Raw genomic sequence first — 21,248 nt, forward strand, 5'->3', positions numbered from 1 at the left:
GTCACAACTACATGAGGCAGCCGCGCAAGAAGCCTGACCTGAAAACAGGGAGGCCTATGCATGTACGACATAAAAACACTCGACGGAATCACGGCAACTGTGAGTCAAGACGCTTTGGATGCGCTTAATTCCTCGCTTCGCGGCGGCGTCTACTTACAGGGCACTCCGGAATATGAAGGCGCAAGAACAACATGGAACAGCATGTTCGAACGTCACCCTGGGTTCGTGATCCGCGCGATGGGGGCGAGCGACGTACAGAAAGCTGTAAACTTTGTTAGAGACGCCAGCCTCATAATGTCAATCCGATCAGGTGGGCATCAAATTGCAGGTCACGCTGTTGCAGACGAGACGGTATTACTCGATCTGTCCCAGATGCAATCGGTACACGTAGACCCTGTCAACAAGACTGCTAGGGTTGCACCGGGTGCATTGCTTGGCGATGTAGATCGCGAAACTCAGGCTCATGGGCTTGCTGTCCCTGTCGGCATCAATTCGACAACTGGAATCGCTGGCCTGACTCTTGGTGGCGGCTTTGGGTGGACGACGCGGAAATTCGGAATGACGATCGACAATCTTCTGTCGGCAGAAGTTGTGACGGCAGATGGGACGATTGTCACCGCCTCGCCCACAAGCCATCCGGAGCTTTTCTGGGCCATCCGCGGTGGAGGCGGCAATTTCGGCGTCGTGACCTCATTCGAGTTCCAGTTGCATGATCTTGGGCCCGACGTTCTGTCCGGCCTGATCGTTCACCCGATCGAAAAGGCGCCAGAGCTGCTTGCAGAATTCGCAGCCATTGCAGATGATTCACCCGATGAGCTGACCGTCTGGAGCGTGATGCGAAAAGCTCCTCCTCTCCCGTTCCTACGAGAAGAGTGGCATGGTAGAGAGGTGCTAATCTTCGCGGCTTGCTACAGCGGCCCTATGAACGAGGGTGAAATAGCAATGTCGGCTTTGCGCGCGCTTGGAGAACCTATAGCCGACGTTATCTCACCTCACAAGTTTGTAGACTGGCAAGCAGCATTCGACCCTTTGCTTACACCGGGCGCTCGGAACTATTGGAAAAGCCATGATTTCGACGTGCTTTCCTCGGAAGCAATCACAGGACTTCTCGAGGCGGTTTCCAGCCTTCCCGACCCTGCTTGCGAAGTATTTATAGCGCATGTAGGTGGCGCAATGGCACGCATTGAACCAGACTCAACAGCTTATCCGCAACGATCAGCACACTTCATAATGAATGTTCACACACGATGGGAAGACCCAAACAAGGATGGTGAGTGTATTGCGTGGGCGCAAGGACTTTATGATCAGATGCGGCCTCATGCGACCGGTAGCGCGTATGTAAACTTTATGCCCGAAGACGAAGCGGAGCATATGGCTGGTGCATACGGCCTAAACAGCGGGAAGCTTTCGAAAATAAAGGGCAACTATGATCCAAAAAATCTGTTCAGGATCAATCACAACATAGTGCCTGAGTAGGGCCATCCGATTTAGAAAGACTGATCTGTATGGACGCATAGAGTTTATGCTTGAAATTTGACAACAAATATTTGGTTGTGCATTCAGACCACCCGATATTTTTCATGTCAAAAATGCCGATACTGTCATTGCTACTGTCAGGCGAATGCCGTGTTCCGCTGCGGCGGCAAGGGCTTTGCTGAACATTTGACCGCTTTGGGCTCCGTTCAGTCATTCGCAAAGTACTCGTGAGCGTCTGCTGTGCGGACATAGCTGCCATTCGCCCTTTCCAAAGTCCTCTTTGTGTCGCAGTCTTGCGCGTGACGTCCGCTTGACGACACGACCCCTATCAAACGATCATCTCCGAACTGTCATGTGGTACTTCGAGGGAAATCTCATGGAAGTATTCGGAAGTGAAGCACAACGACGCATGTCAACCATGGGCGAGCATCTTATGCAGCTGTTGGGTGATGACCCTCGGTTTTGTAGCCATGGGCGTGGTATACAGATTGCCAACGAATATAGCGGGGCGTTGGATGATGCCGTCGCAATGGCCCGAATTCTTGGCATCACGGCGATAGAAAGCATACCGCGTGAGGAGGTTGCGACGGCGCGCGAACGAATTGAAAGCGAAGGTTTAAAGACCGACACGATTGCTTGCTATCTTGGCGGTCTGAACTGTGTCGAAGCCGCTCGGCAAGTGGTCGCAACTCAGGCGTTGCCCGAAGATTTATCCATACGAGTGATTGATCGCAGCTCTCCGCCAGAATGGCTTGAAGCTTTCGCGGAAGTCGCGTTGAGCCACGGTGTTTTACCGCCAATAGGTCCGGTGATGCGCGGATTGTCTCGTCCCGGGTTTGCTATGGTCGTCGTTGATAAATCAGGTGCCCCAGTCGCAACTGCGGGCTCAGTTCTGTGTCATCCCTCCAGCAGTCGGCTGCATAGTCGCGCACAATGGGGGCAACTCTCGACCAAACCTGAACGCATGGGCGAGGGCATTGCAAAAGTCTTGGGGGCGATAGCTCTAATTCACTCGCATGAAAAGCTTGGGGCCACAGGGTTCAAGACAGGCATCGCTCCGGGCAACATTCCCTCTGCACGGCTTTGCGAAAGACTTGGCTTGGAGGACAGTGGAAGCGACATAGTCGCGATCATAGACCCTCTCGTATACTCAGAAGATCGGTTAACCAAGTGACCCATCCGGCTGTCTGTGGTCGCATTGTGTAATCAGTGCTACCAAGAGCCTGAGTTAGTTCCTTGAAAAAGGTAAAACGGGGTAAACTCTAGTCTCATTTGGGCTCAAAGTGGGCCTTCGCTGTATCTGCGATGAATGTCTGCCATGCGGACAGAGCCGCCATCCACTCAGCACAAGGCAATTACCGTTCTCAGCCCAAAGGCGACTTAGGTAATGGGCTTAGCATTTGTCGTTTTGGGTCGGGAAGTTGCCGTTCGCTGCGCATCGGATGAATGACCCAGGTGCGTAGTGGAGCCAACGTTCGGTGCCCCGCCGTTGGTCAGCCATCGCCCCCTCGGCTCTCGTCATCCGCTGATTATGAATACTGACCCTCGTAAGGTAAGATGGGTGCCTTTCGGTTCGCGAGATAAAAATTAATCCTTTCAGTAGGTTGGATCGATCTTGAATTGGATCTGCCAACATTTCTCGGGTACGTGGGCCGATCGCTCTACGCACTCGACCATGTCAATGGTGACTTTCGTTAGTGTATGGGTTTGACTATTCTGAAAGTGGTGAAATTGGGCGCTGAATAATTACGGTAGGTATTTAAGTGGCGAGAAGTATCACTGACGAGGAAATCGGCTTGATAAAGGCATTACTTGCTATAGGCGAGCGCAACGTAGACATACAATTCTATTTTAACCGGCCAGATAGGCCAGTCAACTCTGGGCGCATTAGTCAAATTAGTAACGGAACTTACGGGCCAAACGTCCCTGCTGCATCACAAGTTGAGCTCGCGAACTTCCTTGCGATATTTCAGGTTGCTGCGGTTGGCGTGGCCAAGGATGCGTGGCAGGTTGCGTATCGCTTCCACCCCGTGGGACAAGGCATGCTCCACTCTGGCGAATTGCGTCAGGGGAGCCGCCAGCCTTTCACTTGGGTATATGATTGCGGCAGCGTCACCGCGGCAGTACAGGTCAAGAGCGAGCTCAATGACTTATGCACCGCGCGCAACGCTATGCCAGGATCAAAACCCAGTCTCGATTTTGTCGCTCTGTCTCATTTCGACGCCGACCATATTTCCGGTCTCGTGTACCTACTTGGGCTTTTCGAGGTGAAGATGATCCTCCTGCCCTTCCTGCAGCTTTGGCAGCGGTTCTGGATAGCGGCATCATCTGATGATCTCGACGCAGACTTTCTGCGGTTTCTAGTCGATCCCGCCGGCTACCTTCGTGGCGTAGACGGAGGTGGGGAGGCGAGGATCGTTTTCGTGCCACCGAGCGCGGGCGACCCCCCGTCCGCGCCCGACGCCGGTCCGCCCGTCGGTCCGCGTGGGGAGGTCGACGACCGGCCGATGAAATTACGACTGGAAACTGAACGCGTCCTAGACGTGGTCGGCAGCGAGATCCCCGGCGTGACAGGGCAGCGCCTTTCGGGGGCGGAATTCCTGAAAATGGGATCGGTGCTCGACATCGACGGATTCTGGGAGTTCGTCCCGTATAACGATGCACACCAAGCCAAGCGTTGCCCGGCAGGTTTCCCGGCGACCGTCGAGCCGCTGATCAAGACCTTGCTAGACGCCAACCATCCGGCCGACCGGAAAAAGGCCCAGGATGCACTTAAAGCCCATTATGACACGACCTTCGGCAGCAGCGCCTATCGCCGCAATATCATATCACTGTTCCTGTACGGCGGTCCGGTGTCGACACCTGCCAAGGCCTATTTCAAGACCGGCGAGACACAACTTGGCAATATGGCCTGGCAGCACAAGCCAGATAGGTCGCGCCTATCCGCGACCCATTTCTCTATGCTGTTCACAGGAGATGGTTCGCTGAACTCAAAGCCGCGCCGAACTGGGTTCGAGAATTTCTTCACGCCCTATGGCCGCCTCGGCAAGGCCTCGGTTTTCCAAGTGATGCATCATGGCGCGTCCGGGAACTCGTCACCCGAGGTCGCAGCCCTTGTGGTGCCGCGCGCGAGCATCTTTTGTTCCGACCCCAGCAAGGGCCAAAAGCATCCCGATGCAGACGTGTTGCGGCAGTTCTGGCCCTATAACTGCATCCAAGTCGATGATGCGATCGGCTGGCAGATGCTTGGGGTGTTCGTGTTCTAGGTCGTTAAGGTCGTTCCCGACTGCTGTACGGGCGACAACGGTTCGAAACAGATGACCGGTCGTCCAACAGCGATGCCCGTATAGTCGCTCCTTGGCGCAAAGAAGTGCCATCGAGCCCCGATCGGGCCTTGGCGCATGACTCCGGCCTGTCAGTCCATGCCGCACGATGTCGTTGATGACCGGTTCAGGGAAGCTGCGCTGCAGCGAAGAGCTTTTCTGAGAACGGCCGCTCAGGGCCGGCTTATACCTCCCAACAAACTGACTTATCGGCAGCTTTGTCCGCAAAGCGCTCGTTGGCTGCAACTTGCTTGAATGTCTACTTTGCGGGACTTAGCAGACGTTCGCTTTCCGGCTTTATCGTTTTGAATCGTGATTCAGAACGTTCTGAATCATGTCTTCGGGCGAACCCCAGCCAAAACCGGTGTTGATGCGCCTCATGGTCGCAACTGCGGCTCATGCGAAACTCATCAAAGGACAAGACGATGTCGAACCCATTATCTCTTTACCAGCGCTTGGCAGTAGTTCTTATCGGCGCATCTATTGCCGGCACAGCGCAGGCCGACGGTGCGCGCGATACAGACGCCATCGCCACGCGAGAAGAAGTGTCTACCAGTGCCGGGCACAACATTCCTGCGGGAGCCTTCGGGTTTCTGTTGGTCGAAAGACCTCGCGAAGTTAGTCTTCTTGCTCTGCGCGGCTTCGCTGGAAGCGGGAAAGCAATCCTGCGCACCGATCAACCGGGGTTGTGTCTGAACATTCCCGTTAGGTTTGTTGCAGGGGATTTTGGTGGCGAGTCAATAAATGGACACGTCGCTGACCCGATCCACTTTCTGATCAGAAGCAGACAGGTCGCCAGATCGTTGGCGAAAGGCTGGGATGTCGTCAGCGACATGTACAGCGTCAGCGACCACATGGACCCAGATGCTGACATTGTGCTGCAATCCGGGCTAGACGAGCGGTCTGGTTTTGTCATCAACCCGGGTCGCAATATCCTTGAAGACATCTTTTGGGGAAAGGCAAAGCCCGTTTCCTGTCAGAGTGTCTAGCCAGGCCTATCGGGTCGCAGGCGGTCGTTATCCGTCTGCGCCCACGATCCTGAATTGCGATGGCGTCAACCCCGTCACGCGTCGGAACTCCGTGTTGAAACTGGATTTCGACAGGAAACCCGCCTCGAACATAACCTCTGTCACCGGCAGGTCGGTTTCCAGCAAGGCGCCCTGCGCATAGGCGATGCGATATCCATTGATGAAACGCGAAAAATTTTCGGCGGTAACGCGGTTGATCGCCCCAGACAGATCGCGGGCTGGAACCGACATGCGTTTCGCCGCCCGTGCCAGAGTGAGGTTGCTATCGCGAAAGAGTTCTTTGTCTTTCATGATCGCATTGAGGGTCTGCATTAATGCGTGGTCCGCGTCAGACGGCGCCACACGGTCGGGGGCTTCCCTTTGCGATACGTGCAGGATCAAGGGCACGCCTATCAACGCGACGACAAAGACGAACCCGGTGAACAGACCCGAGACCCCAGTCAAAAGTGTCACGAGATGTGGTTCACTCGCCACAAGACTGATTGCAAAGACCAAGCCATCAGCCGCAATCATCAGACCGATCAACGCAATTGTGGCGTATATCGCCGAACGCCACAGGCCGGTTGCATGCGGCGGAACGGACAGGAAATCATCGGGGCCATGGCGCAACAAACTTGCCAGACGCACGATATAGAGACAGTTGATGGCCAGGATGCACACATCGGCAGAAACCTGTTCTGGTGCGGCTAGCCACAGCGCCGCGACCCCGACAAGCCCCCCATTGCCAAGCAACATGCTGTTCCAACGCTCAGTGTTGTCCACTGTCAGGGCAGCGAATCCGAGATAGGCTGCAGGAGCCGCCAAAATGGCGACAAAGGGCTGCATGCGGGCGGGCCAAAGCCAGTCCAATGAGACCCGCATTCCTAGCAAGACGGTGACAAGCACCAGACAAATTAGAAAGGCACAGAGGAAAATCCTTGAGCGGCCAGGAACGCGCGTATTCCAGGCAAGCATATAGGCAGCGATCGTCATCAGAACGCTGACCAGCCAGGTTATAGGGAATGCACTCATCGGACGACATTAATGAGATCCGGTATCTTCTGACCAGAACTTTCGCTGTAAGTTTGATTTCTGGGATTGCAGGTTTGGGCTCAGAGCAGTCGTTCGCCGCGCAGTGCATCAGTGACCGCTGTGCGGACGGAGCAGTCATTCATCGCGCGACCGATCAAGTGCAAATAATCAGATTCTGCCTATAGTCTTGGCAATCGCAATTCAGAATCAGAAATTTGTTCCAGAAGGAGTTTCGTTATGGGCTGGGGGAAGAGTTTAGGTGCCATCAAGGCATTGGTTTTGGGGGTGATCGTCGCGACTGCGAGTCATGCCGAGGATTTTGACCCATCGAACGCTAACACTGCGGACCGCATGACCTATCATCGCGCAGTTGATGCTGCTGTCTGGGCCATGCCTTTGATGAACTTCAAATTCTACATCGATGCTCTCGCTCGGGCCGGTGTCGGGCCGAATGACATTGGTTACAATTCGAAGGTTCAAGATTGGCGCTTCCAAACCGCTACGCCCAACAATACGACGCCCTATATTCATGCATATTGGAACATCAAAGATGGGCCAGTTGTGTTCGAAATGCCTGCTTCAGTCGAAGGGATTGGCATCTTTGGCACCGTGATGGACGCTTGGCAACGCCCACTTGACGATGTGGGCTCAAAAGGGCGCGACAGAGGCCTTGGCGCAAAATACCTGTTGGTGCCGCCAAATTATGATGGTCCGCTGCTCAGGAATGCCCTGGTCTATGAGCAGGAAACCAATTTCGGCTTTGCTGTGCTCCGGCCGATTATCGCCGGAGGTCCGACCGAAGAAAACCTTGCGAGAGCCACTGCATTGACTAAACAAATCAAGGTGTATCCGCTGTCAGAGGCTGGAGAGGAGGCCGCAACAAATTATGTTGATGTCTACGGCGTGCCGCTGGAAATGACGCCTAAGATGGATGGTGGAATCTATGGTCACATCCACGAGATGATAGGCGAAGAAGTCGTGTTGGATCGCGATCTTGCCATGATGGGTGCACTTGCACGTATCGGAATCACGCGTAACGACCCTTTTGAACCCGATGCAAAATTGCAGGCTATTTATGATGTAGCTGGTCCTGAAGCACTCGAATACATGATTGACCAGTACCACCGTGTGCTCAATCCATTTGTGTTCGAAGGGAAGAAGTGGTCAGCGCTTGTTCCCGATGGATCGCGAGAAACAGAATGGAGCTATGAATACCCTTCATACTACGACTATGTGGCGCGCGGTGCACTTTACTACGCGATCATAACAAGTGTTAAGAATTACGGGACAGCAACCTACTACCTCGATCTGGCCGAGACTCCAGATGGAGAGTGGCTCGATGGCAACCGCAATTACAAAATCACCGTACCTGCCAATGTTCCGGTCCGCGATTTCTGGTCGATCACGACTTACGATCTGGAAACGGCCTCATACCTTCGAGACATTGAGCCAAGCACTATCGATTCTAACATGGCCAGCGTCGTTAAGAACGACGACGGGTCCGTTGATATTTTCTTCGGGCCAAAGGCACCAGAAGGAAAAGAAAGCAACTGGCTTCCAACCAATCCAGAACGTCGTTTTTTCCTTCTCGCGCGGTTTTATGGTCCGGAACCTAGTCTGCTGGACAGTAGGTTTGAGCTGAATGACATGGAACGAACGGATTGAAAAATTTTAGTGTTTGCTTTGGGCTCTGAGCCGACATTCGCTCAATCTTGGCGAATGTCCACTTTGCGGGAAAGAGCGGACATTGGCGGTAATAAGTCTAATTAGCGCTGTCGGCCTTATCCAGTCAATCACCGCCCTTGCCGCAAACGACCGGTTCAAGGTCAGGTGTGCTTCAAACAAACCGTTTCAGTTGATTGTCGTAAAGTAATAGGAGAACCACCGCCGGGCGGCAATTCTCCGGCATTGTCATTCGCCGTATCCCGGCTCACCCAATTCGTAGGGCAATTGGTCTAGATGCTCTATGAATTCCAACGGATCAAACGGCAAGCTATCAAAATCTGCTGGCGGGTTTGACAAGGCCAGCGTGGCGGGACGGGCATTGGACAGGTTTGCATACGCTGGTCCGCGGTTGTGTTTGCGGTCCGGATACTTCTGTTTCCACAATTCATGTCGGGCGCGCATTCGCTTGAACGGCTCCTTAAAGTGGAAGCCACCGACGACGATTGGATTGGCTTCACGGTGGTCGTTATATAGATCGTAAACAGCAGTCAGGCCGGACTTAGCCTGCCCCGGATCATCCGATGTCCAGTGGATTTTGAACTGGTTTTTGACTGTGGCCGCTAGGTCAGGCCCCTGGTAAATGAACACATGATCGCGCCGTCCGTGGGTATCGCCGTTGAGCAGCAGCGCCGTCTGATCGATGCCGTCGATGATGCGGTCGGTGGGAATATGCTGGGTGGCTCCTGCCAGCCTAGCAAATGTCGTGAACAAATCGGTTTCGTGGATCATGTCAGCCGCATAAGTACCTGGCTCGATCACGCCCGGCCAAAGTGCTGCTGCGGGAACCCGGACACCACCTTCAGTAAAGTCGCCCTTGCCACCACGAAACAGGCCTTCACCCAGACCGGCACCGGCAGGCGGATTGTGTGTCATCGGGCCATTGTCGGCCATGGCAACGATCAGTGTGTTTTCTGCAATTCCTAATTCTGCAAGAGTTTCCCGCAAAAGAGCGATGTCGGGTTCAATTACGCGATGATAGCTTTCCCCCACCATGCCGCGCTGCAAGGTCACTTTCTGAGGGTTAGGAATGAAGGACATCCAAAGCGGCCACCATGCGACGTAGAATGGCTTGTCAGCTTCTGCACTTTGACGAATGAAATTGATTGCACGCTTCCGGCTCTCGATGTCGAAATCATTGTAGTTCTGTACTTCTTGTGAGCCGTTGCGCCATTCGGCGGCTTGTTCGCCTTTCTTGCCTTCCATGTAAAAGACAAAACCTTCGTCCAGAACGAATCTATGGTCGCGCTGATAGGGGTTGTCCGCAAGCAACTCCTCTTTCATCCCGACAATCGCGTTGGCACCCTCGCCAGTTGCATTGTATAGGCTGGTGACTTGATTGTAGAGCGCCCAGAACGCGACATCAAAACCTTGGTTGATGGGATAGGATTCCTCAATATCTCCCAGATGCTGCTTTCCAAAAAAACCGGTTGCATAACCCTGAGCCGACAGAACTTCGGCCAAGGTCACATTTTCCGCCGCCAGTCCGGTATACTCAATCGGAAATCCGATTTCCCAGGTGCCTGTGCGGGTAGCATTCTGGCCTGTCAGAACCGCCGCACGGCTGGGCGTGCAGCCCGGCTCGGTATACATGCGTGAAAACTGCATTCCATCTTCGGCAAGCTGGTTCAGATTTGGTGTCGAGTAGCCGCGTATTTGTTGATAAATCGGATCGCCGAAAGCCATCGGTGGCTGGTCGTCCCACATGTAGTGGACGATATTCGGGGGAGCACCGTATTGCTCTCTCAGGGCCGCCAGTTTCTTGTCCAGTTCGTCGTCCTCAACGGCCCAGACCTTCCCGTTCTGCGTTTCCAGAATGTAGTATTCAGCGTCATGAACTATTGCGTTTTCCTGTGCGAGAGCGCTCGTTGCGAATGCCGTAAGGATCGCAATTACTCCCACAGATCGTTTTTGTTTCATGGTTTGGCATCCTTGTTTGAATTCTTTTGGTTTTTCAGGCCATCAGTGATCAGCTGATGGGTGTATGCAGACAGTGATTGAGAAGTAGCGGCAGCCTGCCGGGCCAGTTCCGAACGTTCATCCCACGTCAGAAGCGTGACGATGCGTTCTGAACGTCGTTCGCACTTTGGGAGCGGCGGGCGTCCCATTGTAGCCGGTTTGCGTTCTCTAACTACGACGCGGGTCAACTTGCTCAAACATTCATCCGGAGGTTAACATTGCCGGGAAACTAACTGAGGCAGGGAATGAACCACATCAAAAATTCGCCAAACCTGCCCAAGTCCGAACCACTGGTGGTGATGACGTTGCCGGAGCCAAACGACATAAACGGCTTCTCTCCTTGGGAAATTGATTTTCGACAAATCGAGGCCGGTGCAATGGAAACCAAGGTAACGCTTCGCGCCGGAAGCATTGTAACACTGTTGAACATTTCAATGTCACGCGCCGTGCACCAAACCGGCGTGTCACCCAAAGGGTTGCTTACCTTTGGCGTAATCCGGCGCAACGCTGTTCAGGTGTGGCAAGGTCAGGAGACATCGGAATCCGAATTGCTGTCTTTCGGCAGTTCCGATCCGTTTGACGGCGTAAGCGCCACACATTTTTGCGGCACAACAGTTTCTGTCAAAGAGCACGATGTAGAATTTCTGGCTGACGCCTTGGGCCTGAATATCCCGGAGAGCTTACGAACTTCTGCGAAACCGGCAATTTTTGGACAGCACAAACGTCTGGCAGCGATACGGCAACTCTCTGAAAGGCTTATGGGCAGTTACGCACCGCCGATGACCGACGCCATCGAAGAGGAGATTGTTGCTGACCTTCTGTTAGCGGCAAACTCATACGATCAACACGAAGACAAAAGCACGCCTTTGATCCGGTCTCGGGCCGTTTCGAAAACTACCGAGTTGATGCTAGCCCACCTTGGCGAAAATGTTCCGATCAGCCAAATATGCAGGGAGGTCGGTGTTTCATGGCGCACTTTGGATCGTGCCTTCCTCGAGAAGTTTGGTGTCGGGCCAAAGAAGTACTACCAACGAATTCGCCTAAATCGGGTTCGATCCGACCTGATCCGTAAAACCAATCACTACAGCATTTCCGACATCGCTAACCGTTGGGGTTTTTGGCACCTAGGGCAATTCGCTCAAGACTACCACAACATGTTCGGGGAGTTGCCATCACAAACCGGTGCAGGTCAGGAGTGAACACCCGTTTTATCTTTCAAGATTGCTGCGGAAACGTGTGTAGGGATGTTGACGGCCAATGAGGGAGCATTCGGTCAATCAATCAAATTGCAGCAAAGGTCCGCCGTTCGCGACAGATGCCGCGGTTTATTTCAACGGCAACCTTGGGCTCGATGCGGACGTTGGGCTAAACAATCCCGAATGACCACTATGCGGACTTTTCGGACATCCGCTTTTTCGCTCCGGAAGGCCGCTGCCAGACCAAATCAGACATGGCTGCAAGGTTGCTAGACGACGATGGCTGACTTTCATATTAGGGCACCCAACGAACAGAGAGGGCGCTAAGCCGTCGCTCGCCACTTCTACAGCCTAGGCATCAATCTGCGCATGCTTTTGCGCATAAAGTGGACTTTGCGACAAAGGATACTTCCTTGACTCTATGCCTGATAAGAACCACAAGAATGTATTGGAGAAATTTATTCGTCGTCGCAATGCTGCCGACTTCGATGATCCAATGGCCTTCCTAAAATCTGTAGCATGTGCCCCAGCTTAGGAACGGGTTCCGCTAGGGTGTTCGGAACGAACTCGTTACTCGCAAACCTTTGCAATTGTTTCCTGATCTTTGTCAGACGACGAACGACACATGAAAGCAGGCGGTACATGAACAATATATGGCTCATCAACTGCGTGTCTGATGCCCGATAGGTCCGGCCCCAGACACCACACTAACCAGACTTCAATCATATATATGCGCGATATTTCGTGTTTGATCTTGACATTAATTGTGTTGATTTCGGGAACGAAGCTCTCAGCTCAGGTAGCGCCTGAAAACACATATTTGACAGGCAGTTCCTATGGACGTGGCTGGGAATGCAATCACGGATTCCAACGTATTGGGGATATTTGTGAGGAAATAGCAATTCCTGAAAATGCCTTCCTCACGTCAACGGGAGATAGGTGGACCTGCAATCGATTGTTTCGACGTATTGGTGAAGAGTGTGAGGAAGTAATTGCACCGGAAAACGGGTTCGTTGATACCCGATTTGGTGTGCAAGAAATACATTGCAACTGGGGATTTCGCAAAGAGGGCCGGAACTGTATTGCTATCGAAGTCCCTCTGAACGGTCGCCTGACCGAAAAGAACAGCGTAGATGGTTGGGTATGCCTGAGAGGTTTCATTGCTTCAGAAAGTGGCTGCGAACCTGTGGCCATTCCTGATCACGCATACCTCACATCTGACACCTATACCGGATGGAAATGCGAGCGTGGTTTCCGCACAATCAAAGGCAAATGCATGGCAATCATCGTCCCATCAAACGCTCATATAAACCGACGAGGCGATAGTTGGGAATGCAATCAACCCTTCAATCGCCAGAACGACAAATGCGTTGAAAAATTGTCGCGACATTAGGCTGTTGTAAGCCGCCGCCCCCACGAAAGAGCCGGAAGGATCAAACTGTGACTCTAGATTCGATTGACGAAAAACTGGGCAAAAAGCTCAAAGCCGAAAGGGCTCGCCGCCTAACTTACGGAATCAAATTATTTATCGCGTCAGTGGTGCTCGTAGCGGCGGTTGTTGTGGTGGTGTTCCTCTGATGCGCAATAGAGCCCCTCAAGTCAGTCTTCAAAACGCAAAAGCGTCAGTTCTTGGTCGGGAACAGCGAGAATTTCAGGACCGAAGTGTTCGAAAATCGCGAAATGCTGACGTATCTGGAGTTATTGAAGAAGAGTTCGGAAGGTACTTAATAAAAGCGGGTATTTTGAGCGGCAACAGCGTTGCGCGGGCGTTCCCCAAGCCACCTGCCAAGACACAAGCCATGATTGCCGACGCTATTGGTGAGACTCCGGCAATGGCTATTGAGGCGTTGAAAGAAATTCTTGAAGAACGTGATAAGAAGCGCTGCGATCAACGTCGTTTGGAAGGAAATTCCGGCACGCTTGTTCCCAGCGAACGGGAATACACAGAAGCCTTGCGCCAAGTCAGGTTTACACCGGCTCAGATCACTATGCTCAGAGCACTCTCAATCGCTGGGAAGAAAGGCCTGACTGTTGGTCAACTATCTCAGGCTGCTGGTTACAAATCGCGCGAGACATCCATCAAGGCCTTCAAAAAAGCAGGGCTGTTGATCGCGGAGTATCTGGACCTCGATCTTCCCGAAACCGTATCGGAACAGAATGATAGTGCTGCACAAATCGTGGCCCTCTCTCATAACGAAAGTGACGATAAGCCAGCGACTTGGATCATGCATGAGGAACTGCACTACGCCGTTCGTTCGGTACTTTGATGTACGTACCAGCGCGCGCTTTCAAAGGGAAACCCGAACGGGACCAAATGCACGAAAGGTTGCACGGGTAGCTTATGCTGGTGAAAAGACCATACCCGCTCGAATTGATCTACGTACCTGTAAAGCGTGCAAAAACACTTGATCAAAACAAAGTTCTGACGCTTGCCAAGGATATATTGAGGAACGGCCAGAGTACTCCGATCCAATTGCGCGCCGACAACAAGAGGTTCGTGCTGATCGAAGGTCTCCACCGATTGGAGGCCATTCGCGCCCTCGGTGGTGACACAATTGAAGCCTACCTAGTACGTGCCAGGCTACACTGACAGTTCTTTGGAACCGGCAGCCTCCCGGCCCAAACCATCCGTGTGCGGTTGCAGCAATCCAATGTCTACTGAACGGCGGCTAAGGGCTCTTTGCAGACCTCGGAGGCAGCGCAGAAATCCTCTGATATGGTGCCTCGTCAACGTCGGGTTGTCGCTTTGGGAGGGCATGGCGGATCGGAGAATCAGTCATGGAAAAACCAAACTTACCGGCCATTCGCGCGCTTCGCTCAGCCTGGAACAAAGGACGTATCGTTGGCCAGAAAAGACCGCTGAAGCCAAAGCACGTCTGGGCGATCCGAGTTAGACTTGAACTGGCCGAAAACCATCGCGACCTCGCGCTGTTCAATATGGCAATCGACAGCAAACTTCGCGGCTGTGATCTTGTGAGGATGAAAGTCGTCAACGTGATGGCATCGGGACAGATCAAAGAGCGCGCCTCCGTCCTGCAAAGCAAAACTCAGAAACCAGTCCGCTTCGAGATTTCCGAGGGCACGCGTGCTTCAGTCGAAAAGTGGATGGTGGATGAACTCATGGTTGGCTCGGAGTATCTTTGGCCTGGCCGCTTCCATGAGCGCTTGCACATTTCAACACGCCAGTATGCGAGGATCGTCCGTGATTGGGTCACATCCATTGGCCTTGAGGCAAGCGCGTACGGAACGTATTCAATGCGGCGTACCAAGGTCACCCAAATTTACAAGAAGACGGGCAATCTGCGCGCTGCAACTCTTACTCGGGCATACAAAGATGGACAGTACCGTTCGGTATCTCGGTATCTCGGTGTTGAGCTTGAGGATGCACTTGCCATTGCAGAGACCATTGAAATCTGATTACTAAGGCCGCTTTCTTTGGCGGCCCTTAGCCGCCGTTGATCGGTGGGTTTCGTCGCTGCGGCGCGGCCCGTCAAAGGAGGTATTCGCTGCGCGAGCGAAGCTGGAAGACGGACGGAGGTCCTAAAAGCGGGACATGTTGCCGCTTCAACCCAAACAAATGCCGCAAGCCAGTTGCGCTCAACTTGCTCCAGGTTGTTTCTTTGCCATTGCTTTTCGTTTTAGTAGAGCCCTACGACCAAACACAAACATCAGCACCAAAGCTATAGGAACCAAGACTGCACCCATCAGTAAAACATGAAGCAGGACATCTGGTAGTAGCGAGACGCGATGTCCGAACTGGTATGCAATAGATGTCCAGAACACCACCCACAGCACAGAGCCCGCAACATTTGCCAAAAAGAACTTTACCCATGGCATATTAGCTGACCCGGCGACCAATCCGTTTAACTGCCGCAGCAATACAAAAAAGCGCGCGCAGGCAACTACATAAGCACCATACTTGTTTGTCGCGCGTTCCACGGTCTCGTACTTCGTCTCGGTAATGCCAAAACGCGATCCATACGCCAGGATGATAGCGCGGCCATACCTTCGCCCAAACAGATAAGCAACATTGTCGCCGGCTATGGCCGCAAGACTGGCAACTGCTGCAACCGCGAAAATGTTCAGAGTTCCTTTTGCTGCAAGCACCGATGTAGCCACTAAGGCGCTTTCTCCAGGAAGAGGCAGTCCAAAGGTCTCAAAGAAAATCGTAGGGAAAAGTACGAAAAGCCCGTAGTTCTCAATAAGACTTTCGAAGTTGTCTGCGATGTAATGCATCTGAAAACCCGGGCCTACCGAAACGATCCCAAAGCGGTTGGTTCGATGTACTTTTCTTAATGATTTAGAAGAGAAGAGAAAACTTTTAGGTACCAGCTAAAAGTCATGGATTCACTGCGGACCGCGGGAGGAACTAAAATGGCTTTTACAGACAAGGAAACTCGCATGAGCTTTCTGCGCGCCCTCTTCGTCTCGCCAGAAAAAAGGCTTGCGAGACGTAAAAGAAAGGAACACGCGCGTAAGAAGCAAAGGGAGGTCGATGCCCAAGTAGCAAAAGACCTTCGAGAAACCGGCCAATACGCTGACTTCCCGCAGGACCCTTTTTTCTATCGTCACTACTACTATTGACACATTGGTCTGGTTCGGACGCTCGCTACGCCATAACACGCCCTTAAGGTCCAGAGGGGCGCTTATTCCGTAGCAGTTGTTGCTTCCGTTTCTGCAGCTGGGGCGGTTTCTTCACTACCCACACCCTCCTCAACTGACGTCATCATTGTGAGGCCCAAAAAAGGCCATGCGTTAGCACGGGAAAGTAGTAGACATAATCGCGATTATGGGTTCACTCGGCTGGTAGTTGCTTCGTGTTGCCCTTGCTGTTCGTCTTGGCGGCTTTGGCCTCGGCGTCAATCTGCAGGTACGGGGCCAGCTTGGCGTCAAGTTCCTCGTTTGCGGCCCTGCGTTCTTCCTCGCGGTTCTCGTCGTCCAGCGGTGGCTCTTCGCCGTCCCGGTAACCATGAATTGCGTTGAGTTGCCAGCGCACGGCGTTGAATGCGGTTGACGGGTGGGCGTCCTGATAGCCTAGTTGGGCCATGCGACCCAGCAGGATGCCTTCGTGAAGTTCTTTGCCTTCGTCCAGTTCGACCCGGCACAACTTTCGCAGCGTCTTGGGGTCGATGCCGTGATGTCGGGCGATGAGTGCTTGGGTCATTCCGTTTGCCGCTTGCTGAACGATCAGCGCGCGGTCGCGGTCGTTCGGTTTCCACGCGTTTTGTTTGCCGCGTTTTTGTTTTGGTGGCATTGCTCAATCCTTCGGATTGGGGAAGCCCAAGGCGCGCGCGTCGGCTTCGGTAAACGGTTTTGGGCGTCATCCTGGCACCTGACTGCGTTTGAAGCACACACGGGGCTAAAATCGGGGTCACGTGGCGATTGCGGGTCATGTCTTTCCCTCTCGTTTTGTCAGGGCCGAGAAGCCCAGAAGGTGCCGTTGCAACCATGGGTGCACAGGGGTGCACAGGGGTGCAAATCGGTCGTTTTCACTTTTTTCTCGCTGCGCTGCGGCGATCATGTCTTTTCGATCCACACGTTCTGGATGCCATTAATGGGCCTTCTACTCTTTGCGCGTGTGCCGACCCTTTTCTTGCTTAGTTTCCACACGCCGTTTTCTGTCAGGGCTGGATGACCGAGTAGTGACTTAATTTTTTGGGCCAAATTCCTCGCTCCCATCCGGGTCAATGCCTGTTGATCGCTCTCGCCTTCTTCTGTCTCGACGTAAATCAGGGCGGCGAGTTCTGTTGGGCAATACTTGATCAGTTCGCTGTATGTCATGCCGTAGTTTGCGCCGACCAGTTTGACCTCTGAATTGCCCATTTGGGCCTGCGCCATGACGTCTTTCATACGCTCGCACAGGGCGATGACTTCGTCGTCCTTGTGACCTTCGCCCTCTGCGCTTTCGTGCCAGTTTTCGAACAGTGGTTCGTCATGCCCGATCTGGACAGCTGTGCCGACGTGTTTTGTCCATCCGGGAAACCGGCCTTTGACGGTGGGCACGTCCTGCTTTTGCCCCTCCTGCCAGATGCGATAGAGGGCACTGATCAAGTTTGATCGGTTGGCTTCGGCTTCGGCAAATATGTCGACATTGTATTCGCGGGTGGCTGGGCTGTCGGTCGTGGGTTCGATCCGGCATTCCACGACCCGGTTCGGCAGGTCGCCACCCGGCGAGATATTGTTTCCGGTCAGGACCGGCACGGTCGACGTGGGCGTGACCGAGACCTCATGTCGGCCCAGCGTGCGCGGCCTGTAGACACCGGCTGTGCTGTATCCCTCAAGCTGCGAGCGTTTGACCGTTTCCCCGCGTGGCACGTTGTCGAACAGAACGACGGGACACCCGGTCATGATGACCGCCGCCAGTGTTTTCTCAAATTCTTCCTCTTTCGTCGGCCAAGGTGTGATCGGAACGTCGCGGCCCGTGATCAATCTGTGAATGGCGCGGACAACCATCGTCTTTCCCGATGATGAGAGGGACGCGGTGAAAAAGAACACCGGCGACGGGTCGCCACCGAAAAGCATTTTGCGGGTCATGAGGGTGAGGGCAAAAGCGATGGCCCGTCTGAAATCGCTGTGACTGGCCCACTCTATTTCGCCTAGCCATGCGACCAGAACCACCCACGCGCTTTCGACGTGGTCAAACTCGGTCAGTTTTATACGGTCGTTGATGGCGTAGAAAATCCCGGTGGTCGGGTCGTATTCGTTTCGGCTTGTGATCAGGTCGCCGTTTTGGGCGATGACCGGGTGGTCGATCACTGTATTCAGGGCAGGAAGGGTGACGCCGCACGGTGCCGTGCCGCCAGTTGCCAGAATGTTTGCGGCGATTTCCCGTGTTGGGCGGGACGGGTGAACGTTGCCCTTTTTATCTTGTCGGACAAATTCAGCCACGCATTCTATGTCGCTTAAAATCTGGTGTGCGTCGGTGGGTCGGACGATATGGGTGGCGGTCAGGTTCCGGGTGCGCTGGACCAGTTCGCCCTCGTCGTTTCGCCGGAATTGCAAGATCGGGGGTAAGGCGCGAGTGACGACTTTGCCGATATGACCGGCGTAGGAATAGAGTTTGTTTTGCTCGGCCAGCCCACTGATGACCGTGTTTTGTATCAGACGCCACGGGTGGCTGAGGTAGACCTGCACCGTTGGGGCGTTTGGGATTTGTCGGAGTTCCCAGTTTTCCTTGCGCGCCTTTTCTTCCTCGGCGTCGGCAGCAATGTCAGCCCCGTTGGGCTTTGATCCTTTTGCCTTCATCTTTTGTTCGATGCGAGCGATTTCCTCGTCCGTCATTACACTTCCGAACACATCTTTTTTTTCATCGGCCACGTCTCGGCACTCGCGTATATTCGGGACCGCTTGAACGACTGCAGCTTATTGGGTAGACTGACGACGTTCTGAATGGCCATCTGACTACATACTTTTTTGGTGCAGGGGTTCGTGTCCAGCGGACCCCTGTTTCCTTTTTGGAGCGTCCGTTCGTGCCGTCTTGATTTTCCCCGGTCGCCTTCTGAAATCCTACCCAAAATCGAGTGATTTGGCGAGGATGAACCACCTTAACTTATTGAAATCTAACCAGACCTGACGTGGTGTCAGGGCTGGTCGTGTTTAAGCCGTTGTGATCAGTTGCTATCCTCACTCGCCCATGACCTTCGCGCGCACGGCGGCGTCCTTCGCCTCTAGCAGCTTGCGTATGACGATGGTCGTTTCCACTGTTTTGGGCAGGTCCCGGTGCAAGGCCATTGCGAGGTCGGTAAAAGCCCGACTTGTCGGTTTCAGGTCATCGTTCAGATGGGCGTAGGCAAAAAGCCGTTGCAGGTGTTCTCGGGTCATGCGTCAGCCGCGCCGGACTGCTTGGCGATGGTGTTGAGTTGGTAGGATGTATCAAGCTGCTGAGTGGCCCATGCGAGACCCAGTTCGCGCATCTTGGTTGCCATGTGGACGCCCGTCGCGTCGGACGCCCTTTTCATCAGTTCATGCTGGGCCGGGTTCAGTTTTACCCCGACTGTTCGGCCATTTATGTCACTCATGGTTGTTACCTGATTGTTAGACGGTTCCGGGTGACCCGGTTCCGTCTTTCAACCTGGGCATTTAGCCTGACGTGACGTCAGATGATCGAGGTGTATCGCAGGCACCTGACCCGCGCGACTCAGGTCTGAAACGCTGCGGCCAGTTCTGCGGGCAGGTCAAATTCAGACAGCACGCGTGCGCGGCCTTGATCCGACATCTTGCGCGCGGTTTTCTCGACGATGCTTTGGATTTTCTCGGCCGAGTGCTTTTCGGCGAACGGTGCGAAATACCATTTAAGGAAAACGAAACAGATCACATCCTCCAGCGCCTGCACCTCGTCGTCACGCTTGATGCCCTGTTTGCGCAGCATCCGACCGGCAGATTCCACATCATCGGAAGAGTAGCTGTTCTGCTCCATAAGCCCCATCACGACCTCGGCGTGGTGGACGCCCTGCGCCTTGCGCCAGGCCAGATATCCAGCGCGACCTTCGGGGAATTTACTGCGCGCCAGTTTCCACCGCTCCACATGCTGACCCCGCGCTGCAATCTGCAACGGGTCAGAGGCGTCCGGGAACAACCTGTCCAACTCGGCGCTCATGCGCTGACCATAAAGCAGTTCAGTGGGCTGGCCGTCTTCGAGGTTGGGGTCGTGTGAGTTGGCCGCATCAATTGCGTCCAGAACAGCTTGCTTGCGCGCGTCCATCTTCCGCTCCGTTGGCTTGCCGGGTCTGCAGGGCAGGCCGGCGGGTTACTTGTGGACCACCGTAGCGATACGCCGCGCGGAACGCAGCAGGCAATTGCCGGGCCGGGGCATTTGGACCCAACCCGGTTTTTGCGGGCTAAATTACTTGCCCGGTTTGTTCTGATCCTGAGTGACAGGTTCCGACACCTGATCGGGGAAAACCAGGCTGCGGGTCAGGGTGTCCATGCTTGGGCCAAAAGCGCCCGCCTGAGCTTGCGCAGCAAGAACCGTAGTGGCCAGTACAAAGGCAGTCATGAACGTTTTCATCGTTTTTCTCCATATAAGGCTGTGCCGTGCTATATGAAATGAACAGTTCAGTTCAGTATTTCAAGATGTGAAGTGAACTAATTGGTTCATTTTTTACTTAGGGGTATTCAGAAATGAATGATCGGACAGGATTTATGGACCTTTGCCATGCGCTCAAGGGTGGATCAGCGCCTTGGCGGTCTTGCGACCCGGCGACCAGACAGGTAAATGCCCCCTAACGCATATGAGGATATCCGATGTCGATTGACCAAAGCAACGCCGCCAAGGTGGCCAAACTGGCCCGGATCAAGGTCGAGGATGACGCGCTGCCTGCGCTGGCATCCGAATTCAACACCATCCTTGGCTTCATCGAACAACTCAACGAGGTTGATGTCGAAGGTGTCGAACCGATGGTTTCGGTCGAGCCGATGCGCCTGAAACGCCGCGAGGATGTGGTCACTGACGGCAACCAGCAAGACAAGGTTCTGGCCAATGCCCCTGATGCGCGCGAAGGGTTCTTCGCTGTTCCCAAAGTTGTGGAGTAAGA

General features: G+C 53.8%; 20 protein-coding genes and 1 pseudogene. 12 read left to right on the top strand and 9 right to left on the bottom strand.

What is annotated here, in order from left to right; all coding sequences use genetic code 11:
• Positions 1–60: 60 nt before the first annotated feature.
• From AC2FD9_RS05775 to AC2FD9_RS05790, 4 genes are all read left to right on the top strand, one after another.
• Positions 61–1,476: an FAD-binding oxidoreductase gene (locus AC2FD9_RS05775; RefSeq protein ID WP_496835835.1), complete on the top strand. Its 1,416-nt coding sequence runs from the start codon at positions 61–63 to the stop codon at positions 1,474–1,476.
• A 376-nt stretch (positions 1,477–1,852) separates the two neighbouring features.
• Entirely contained in the window at positions 1,853–2,650 is a 798-nt protein-coding gene (locus tag AC2FD9_RS05780; protein WP_496835837.1) for a GNAT family N-acetyltransferase, read from the top strand.
• Between the two features lie 622 nt (positions 2,651–3,272).
• Positions 3,273–4,742 carry an MBL fold metallo-hydrolase gene (locus AC2FD9_RS05785; protein WP_496835839.1) on the top strand — a complete coding sequence of 490 codons (1,470 nt, stop codon included), beginning with the start codon at positions 3,273–3,275 and terminating at the stop codon, positions 4,740–4,742.
• 482 nt (positions 4,743–5,224) lie between these two features.
• Positions 5,225–5,788: a hypothetical protein gene (locus tag AC2FD9_RS05790; RefSeq protein ID WP_282168895.1), complete on the top strand. Its 564-nt coding sequence runs from the start codon at positions 5,225–5,227 to the stop codon at positions 5,786–5,788.
• Positions 5,789–5,815: 27 nt separating this feature from the next.
• On the opposite strand, the gene AC2FD9_RS05795 is transcribed toward AC2FD9_RS05790, so the two are convergent.
• Positions 5,816–6,838 carry a helix-turn-helix domain-containing protein gene (locus tag AC2FD9_RS05795; RefSeq protein WP_496835841.1) on the bottom strand — a complete coding sequence of 341 codons (1,023 nt, stop codon included), beginning with the start codon at positions 6,836–6,838 and terminating at the stop codon, positions 5,816–5,818.
• A gap of 237 nt (positions 6,839–7,075) precedes the next feature.
• Between AC2FD9_RS05795 and AC2FD9_RS05800 the strand changes: the two genes are divergently transcribed.
• Positions 7,076–8,503 (top strand): DUF1214 domain-containing protein, encoded by a 1,428-nt coding sequence (locus AC2FD9_RS05800; protein WP_496835843.1) that lies wholly within the window; start codon positions 7,076–7,078, stop codon positions 8,501–8,503.
• 246 nt (positions 8,504–8,749) lie between these two features.
• Here AC2FD9_RS05800 and AC2FD9_RS05805 read toward each other — a convergent pair whose 3' ends face one another.
• Entirely contained in the window at positions 8,750–10,480 is a 1,731-nt protein-coding gene (locus tag AC2FD9_RS05805; RefSeq protein ID WP_496835845.1) for a sulfatase-like hydrolase/transferase, read from the bottom strand.
• A gap of 284 nt (positions 10,481–10,764) precedes the next feature.
• Here AC2FD9_RS05805 and AC2FD9_RS05810 point away from each other — a divergent pair, with 284 nt between their 5' ends.
• From AC2FD9_RS05810 to AC2FD9_RS05830, 5 genes and pseudogenes are all read left to right on the top strand, one after another.
• Positions 10,765–11,718, top strand: coding sequence for a helix-turn-helix domain-containing protein (locus AC2FD9_RS05810; protein ID WP_496835846.1), 954 nt, complete (start codon positions 10,765–10,767; stop codon positions 11,716–11,718).
• A gap of 727 nt (positions 11,719–12,445) precedes the next feature.
• Positions 12,446–13,108: a hypothetical protein gene (locus tag AC2FD9_RS05815; protein ID WP_496696254.1), complete on the top strand. Its 663-nt coding sequence runs from the start codon at positions 12,446–12,448 to the stop codon at positions 13,106–13,108.
• A gap of 184 nt (positions 13,109–13,292) precedes the next feature.
• Entirely contained in the window at positions 13,293–13,982 is a 690-nt protein-coding gene (locus AC2FD9_RS05820; protein ID WP_496835847.1) for a hypothetical protein, read from the top strand.
• A gap of 74 nt (positions 13,983–14,056) precedes the next feature.
• A complete protein-coding gene (locus AC2FD9_RS05825) occupies positions 14,057–14,305 on the top strand; it encodes a ParB N-terminal domain-containing protein (protein WP_109310371.1) in 249 nt (82 codons plus the stop codon).
• Positions 14,306–14,493: 188 nt separating this feature from the next.
• A pseudogene (locus tag AC2FD9_RS05830) lies at positions 14,494–15,132 on the top strand (tyrosine-type recombinase/integrase).
• Between the two features lie 180 nt (positions 15,133–15,312).
• Here the strand turns inward: AC2FD9_RS05830 and AC2FD9_RS05835 are convergent.
• Positions 15,313–15,951 carry a DedA family protein gene (locus AC2FD9_RS05835; protein WP_496835849.1) on the bottom strand — a complete coding sequence of 213 codons (639 nt, stop codon included), beginning with the start codon at positions 15,949–15,951 and terminating at the stop codon, positions 15,313–15,315.
• A 138-nt stretch (positions 15,952–16,089) separates the two neighbouring features.
• Here AC2FD9_RS05835 and AC2FD9_RS05840 point away from each other — a divergent pair, with 138 nt between their 5' ends.
• Positions 16,090–16,299: a hypothetical protein gene (locus AC2FD9_RS05840; RefSeq protein WP_496835851.1), complete on the top strand. Its 210-nt coding sequence runs from the start codon at positions 16,090–16,092 to the stop codon at positions 16,297–16,299.
• Between the two features lie 211 nt (positions 16,300–16,510).
• Here AC2FD9_RS05840 and AC2FD9_RS05845 read toward each other — a convergent pair whose 3' ends face one another.
• From AC2FD9_RS05845 to AC2FD9_RS05870, 6 genes are all read right to left on the bottom strand, one after another.
• Positions 16,511–16,969: a helix-turn-helix domain-containing protein gene (locus AC2FD9_RS05845; protein WP_496835853.1), complete on the bottom strand. Its 459-nt coding sequence runs from the start codon at positions 16,967–16,969 to the stop codon at positions 16,511–16,513.
• A gap of 263 nt (positions 16,970–17,232) precedes the next feature.
• On the bottom strand, positions 17,233–18,996 hold the full coding sequence (locus tag AC2FD9_RS05850; RefSeq protein ID WP_496835855.1) for a hypothetical protein: 1,764 nt from the start codon (positions 18,994–18,996) through the stop codon (positions 17,233–17,235).
• 342 nt (positions 18,997–19,338) lie between these two features.
• Positions 19,339–19,536 (bottom strand): hypothetical protein, encoded by a 198-nt coding sequence (locus AC2FD9_RS05855; RefSeq protein WP_496835857.1) that lies wholly within the window; start codon positions 19,534–19,536, stop codon positions 19,339–19,341.
• Positions 19,533–19,733 carry a hypothetical protein gene (locus AC2FD9_RS05860; protein ID WP_496835858.1) on the bottom strand — a complete coding sequence of 67 codons (201 nt, stop codon included), beginning with the start codon at positions 19,731–19,733 and terminating at the stop codon, positions 19,533–19,535. The genes AC2FD9_RS05855 and AC2FD9_RS05860 overlap by 4 nt, the downstream gene beginning before the upstream one ends.
• Before the next feature lie 119 nt (positions 19,734–19,852).
• Positions 19,853–20,416, bottom strand: coding sequence for a DUF4202 domain-containing protein (locus AC2FD9_RS05865; protein WP_496835860.1), 564 nt, complete (start codon positions 20,414–20,416; stop codon positions 19,853–19,855).
• 141 nt (positions 20,417–20,557) lie between these two features.
• A complete protein-coding gene (locus tag AC2FD9_RS05870; protein ID WP_496835862.1) occupies positions 20,558–20,722 on the bottom strand; it encodes a hypothetical protein in 165 nt (54 codons plus the stop codon).
• Positions 20,723–20,958: 236 nt separating this feature from the next.
• Between AC2FD9_RS05870 and gatC the strand changes: the two genes are divergently transcribed.
• Complete coding sequence (gatC, locus tag AC2FD9_RS05875) at positions 20,959–21,246, top strand: Asp-tRNA(Asn)/Glu-tRNA(Gln) amidotransferase subunit GatC (protein ID WP_058275619.1); 288 nt, start codon at positions 20,959–20,961, stop codon at positions 21,244–21,246.
• Positions 21,247–21,248: the final 2 nt, after the last annotated feature.

The sequence above is a fragment of the Ruegeria sp. YTSC230 genome, from assembly GCF_059609665.1.

Bases quoted from the DNA above. Each gene is read 5' to 3' on its own strand.
- AC2FD9_RS05790 (WP_282168895.1), top strand. From the start codon at position 5,225: ATGTCGAACCCATTATCTCTTTACCAGCGCTTGGCAGTAGTTCTTATC.
- AC2FD9_RS05855 (WP_496835857.1), bottom strand. From the start codon at position 19,536: ATGACCCGAGAACACCTGCAACGGCTTTTTGCCTACGCCCATCTGAAC.
- gatC (WP_058275619.1), top strand. From the start codon at position 20,959: ATGTCGATTGACCAAAGCAACGCCGCCAAGGTGGCCAAACTGGCCCGG.
- AC2FD9_RS05835 (WP_496835849.1), bottom strand. From the start codon at position 15,951: ATGCATTACATCGCAGACAACTTCGAAAGTCTTATTGAGAACTACGGG.
- AC2FD9_RS05775 (WP_496835835.1), top strand. From the start codon at position 61: ATGTACGACATAAAAACACTCGACGGAATCACGGCAACTGTGAGTCAA.
- AC2FD9_RS05865 (WP_496835860.1), bottom strand. From the start codon at position 20,416: ATGGACGCGCGCAAGCAAGCTGTTCTGGACGCAATTGATGCGGCCAAC.
- AC2FD9_RS05870 (WP_496835862.1), bottom strand. From the start codon at position 20,722: ATGAAAACGTTCATGACTGCCTTTGTACTGGCCACTACGGTTCTTGCT.
- AC2FD9_RS05805 (WP_496835845.1), bottom strand. From the start codon at position 10,480: ATGAAACAAAAACGATCTGTGGGAGTAATTGCGATCCTTACGGCATTC.
- AC2FD9_RS05820 (WP_496835847.1), top strand. From the start codon at position 13,293: ATGCGCAATAGAGCCCCTCAAGTCAGTCTTCAAAACGCAAAAGCGTCA.
- AC2FD9_RS05810 (WP_496835846.1), top strand. From the start codon at position 10,765: ATGAACCACATCAAAAATTCGCCAAACCTGCCCAAGTCCGAACCACTG.
- AC2FD9_RS05860 (WP_496835858.1), bottom strand. From the start codon at position 19,733: ATGAGTGACATAAATGGCCGAACAGTCGGGGTAAAACTGAACCCGGCC.
- AC2FD9_RS05780 (WP_496835837.1), top strand. From the start codon at position 1,853: ATGGAAGTATTCGGAAGTGAAGCACAACGACGCATGTCAACCATGGGC.
- AC2FD9_RS05825 (WP_109310371.1), top strand. From the start codon at position 14,057: ATGCTGGTGAAAAGACCATACCCGCTCGAATTGATCTACGTACCTGTA.
- AC2FD9_RS05845 (WP_496835853.1), bottom strand. From the start codon at position 16,969: ATGCCACCAAAACAAAAACGCGGCAAACAAAACGCGTGGAAACCGAAC.
- AC2FD9_RS05800 (WP_496835843.1), top strand. From the start codon at position 7,076: ATGGGCTGGGGGAAGAGTTTAGGTGCCATCAAGGCATTGGTTTTGGGG.
- AC2FD9_RS05850 (WP_496835855.1), bottom strand. From the start codon at position 18,996: ATGACGGACGAGGAAATCGCTCGCATCGAACAAAAGATGAAGGCAAAA.
- AC2FD9_RS05840 (WP_496835851.1), top strand. From the start codon at position 16,090: ATGGCTTTTACAGACAAGGAAACTCGCATGAGCTTTCTGCGCGCCCTC.
- AC2FD9_RS05795 (WP_496835841.1), bottom strand. From the start codon at position 6,838: ATGAGTGCATTCCCTATAACCTGGCTGGTCAGCGTTCTGATGACGATC.
- AC2FD9_RS05815 (WP_496696254.1), top strand. From the start codon at position 12,446: ATGCGCGATATTTCGTGTTTGATCTTGACATTAATTGTGTTGATTTCG.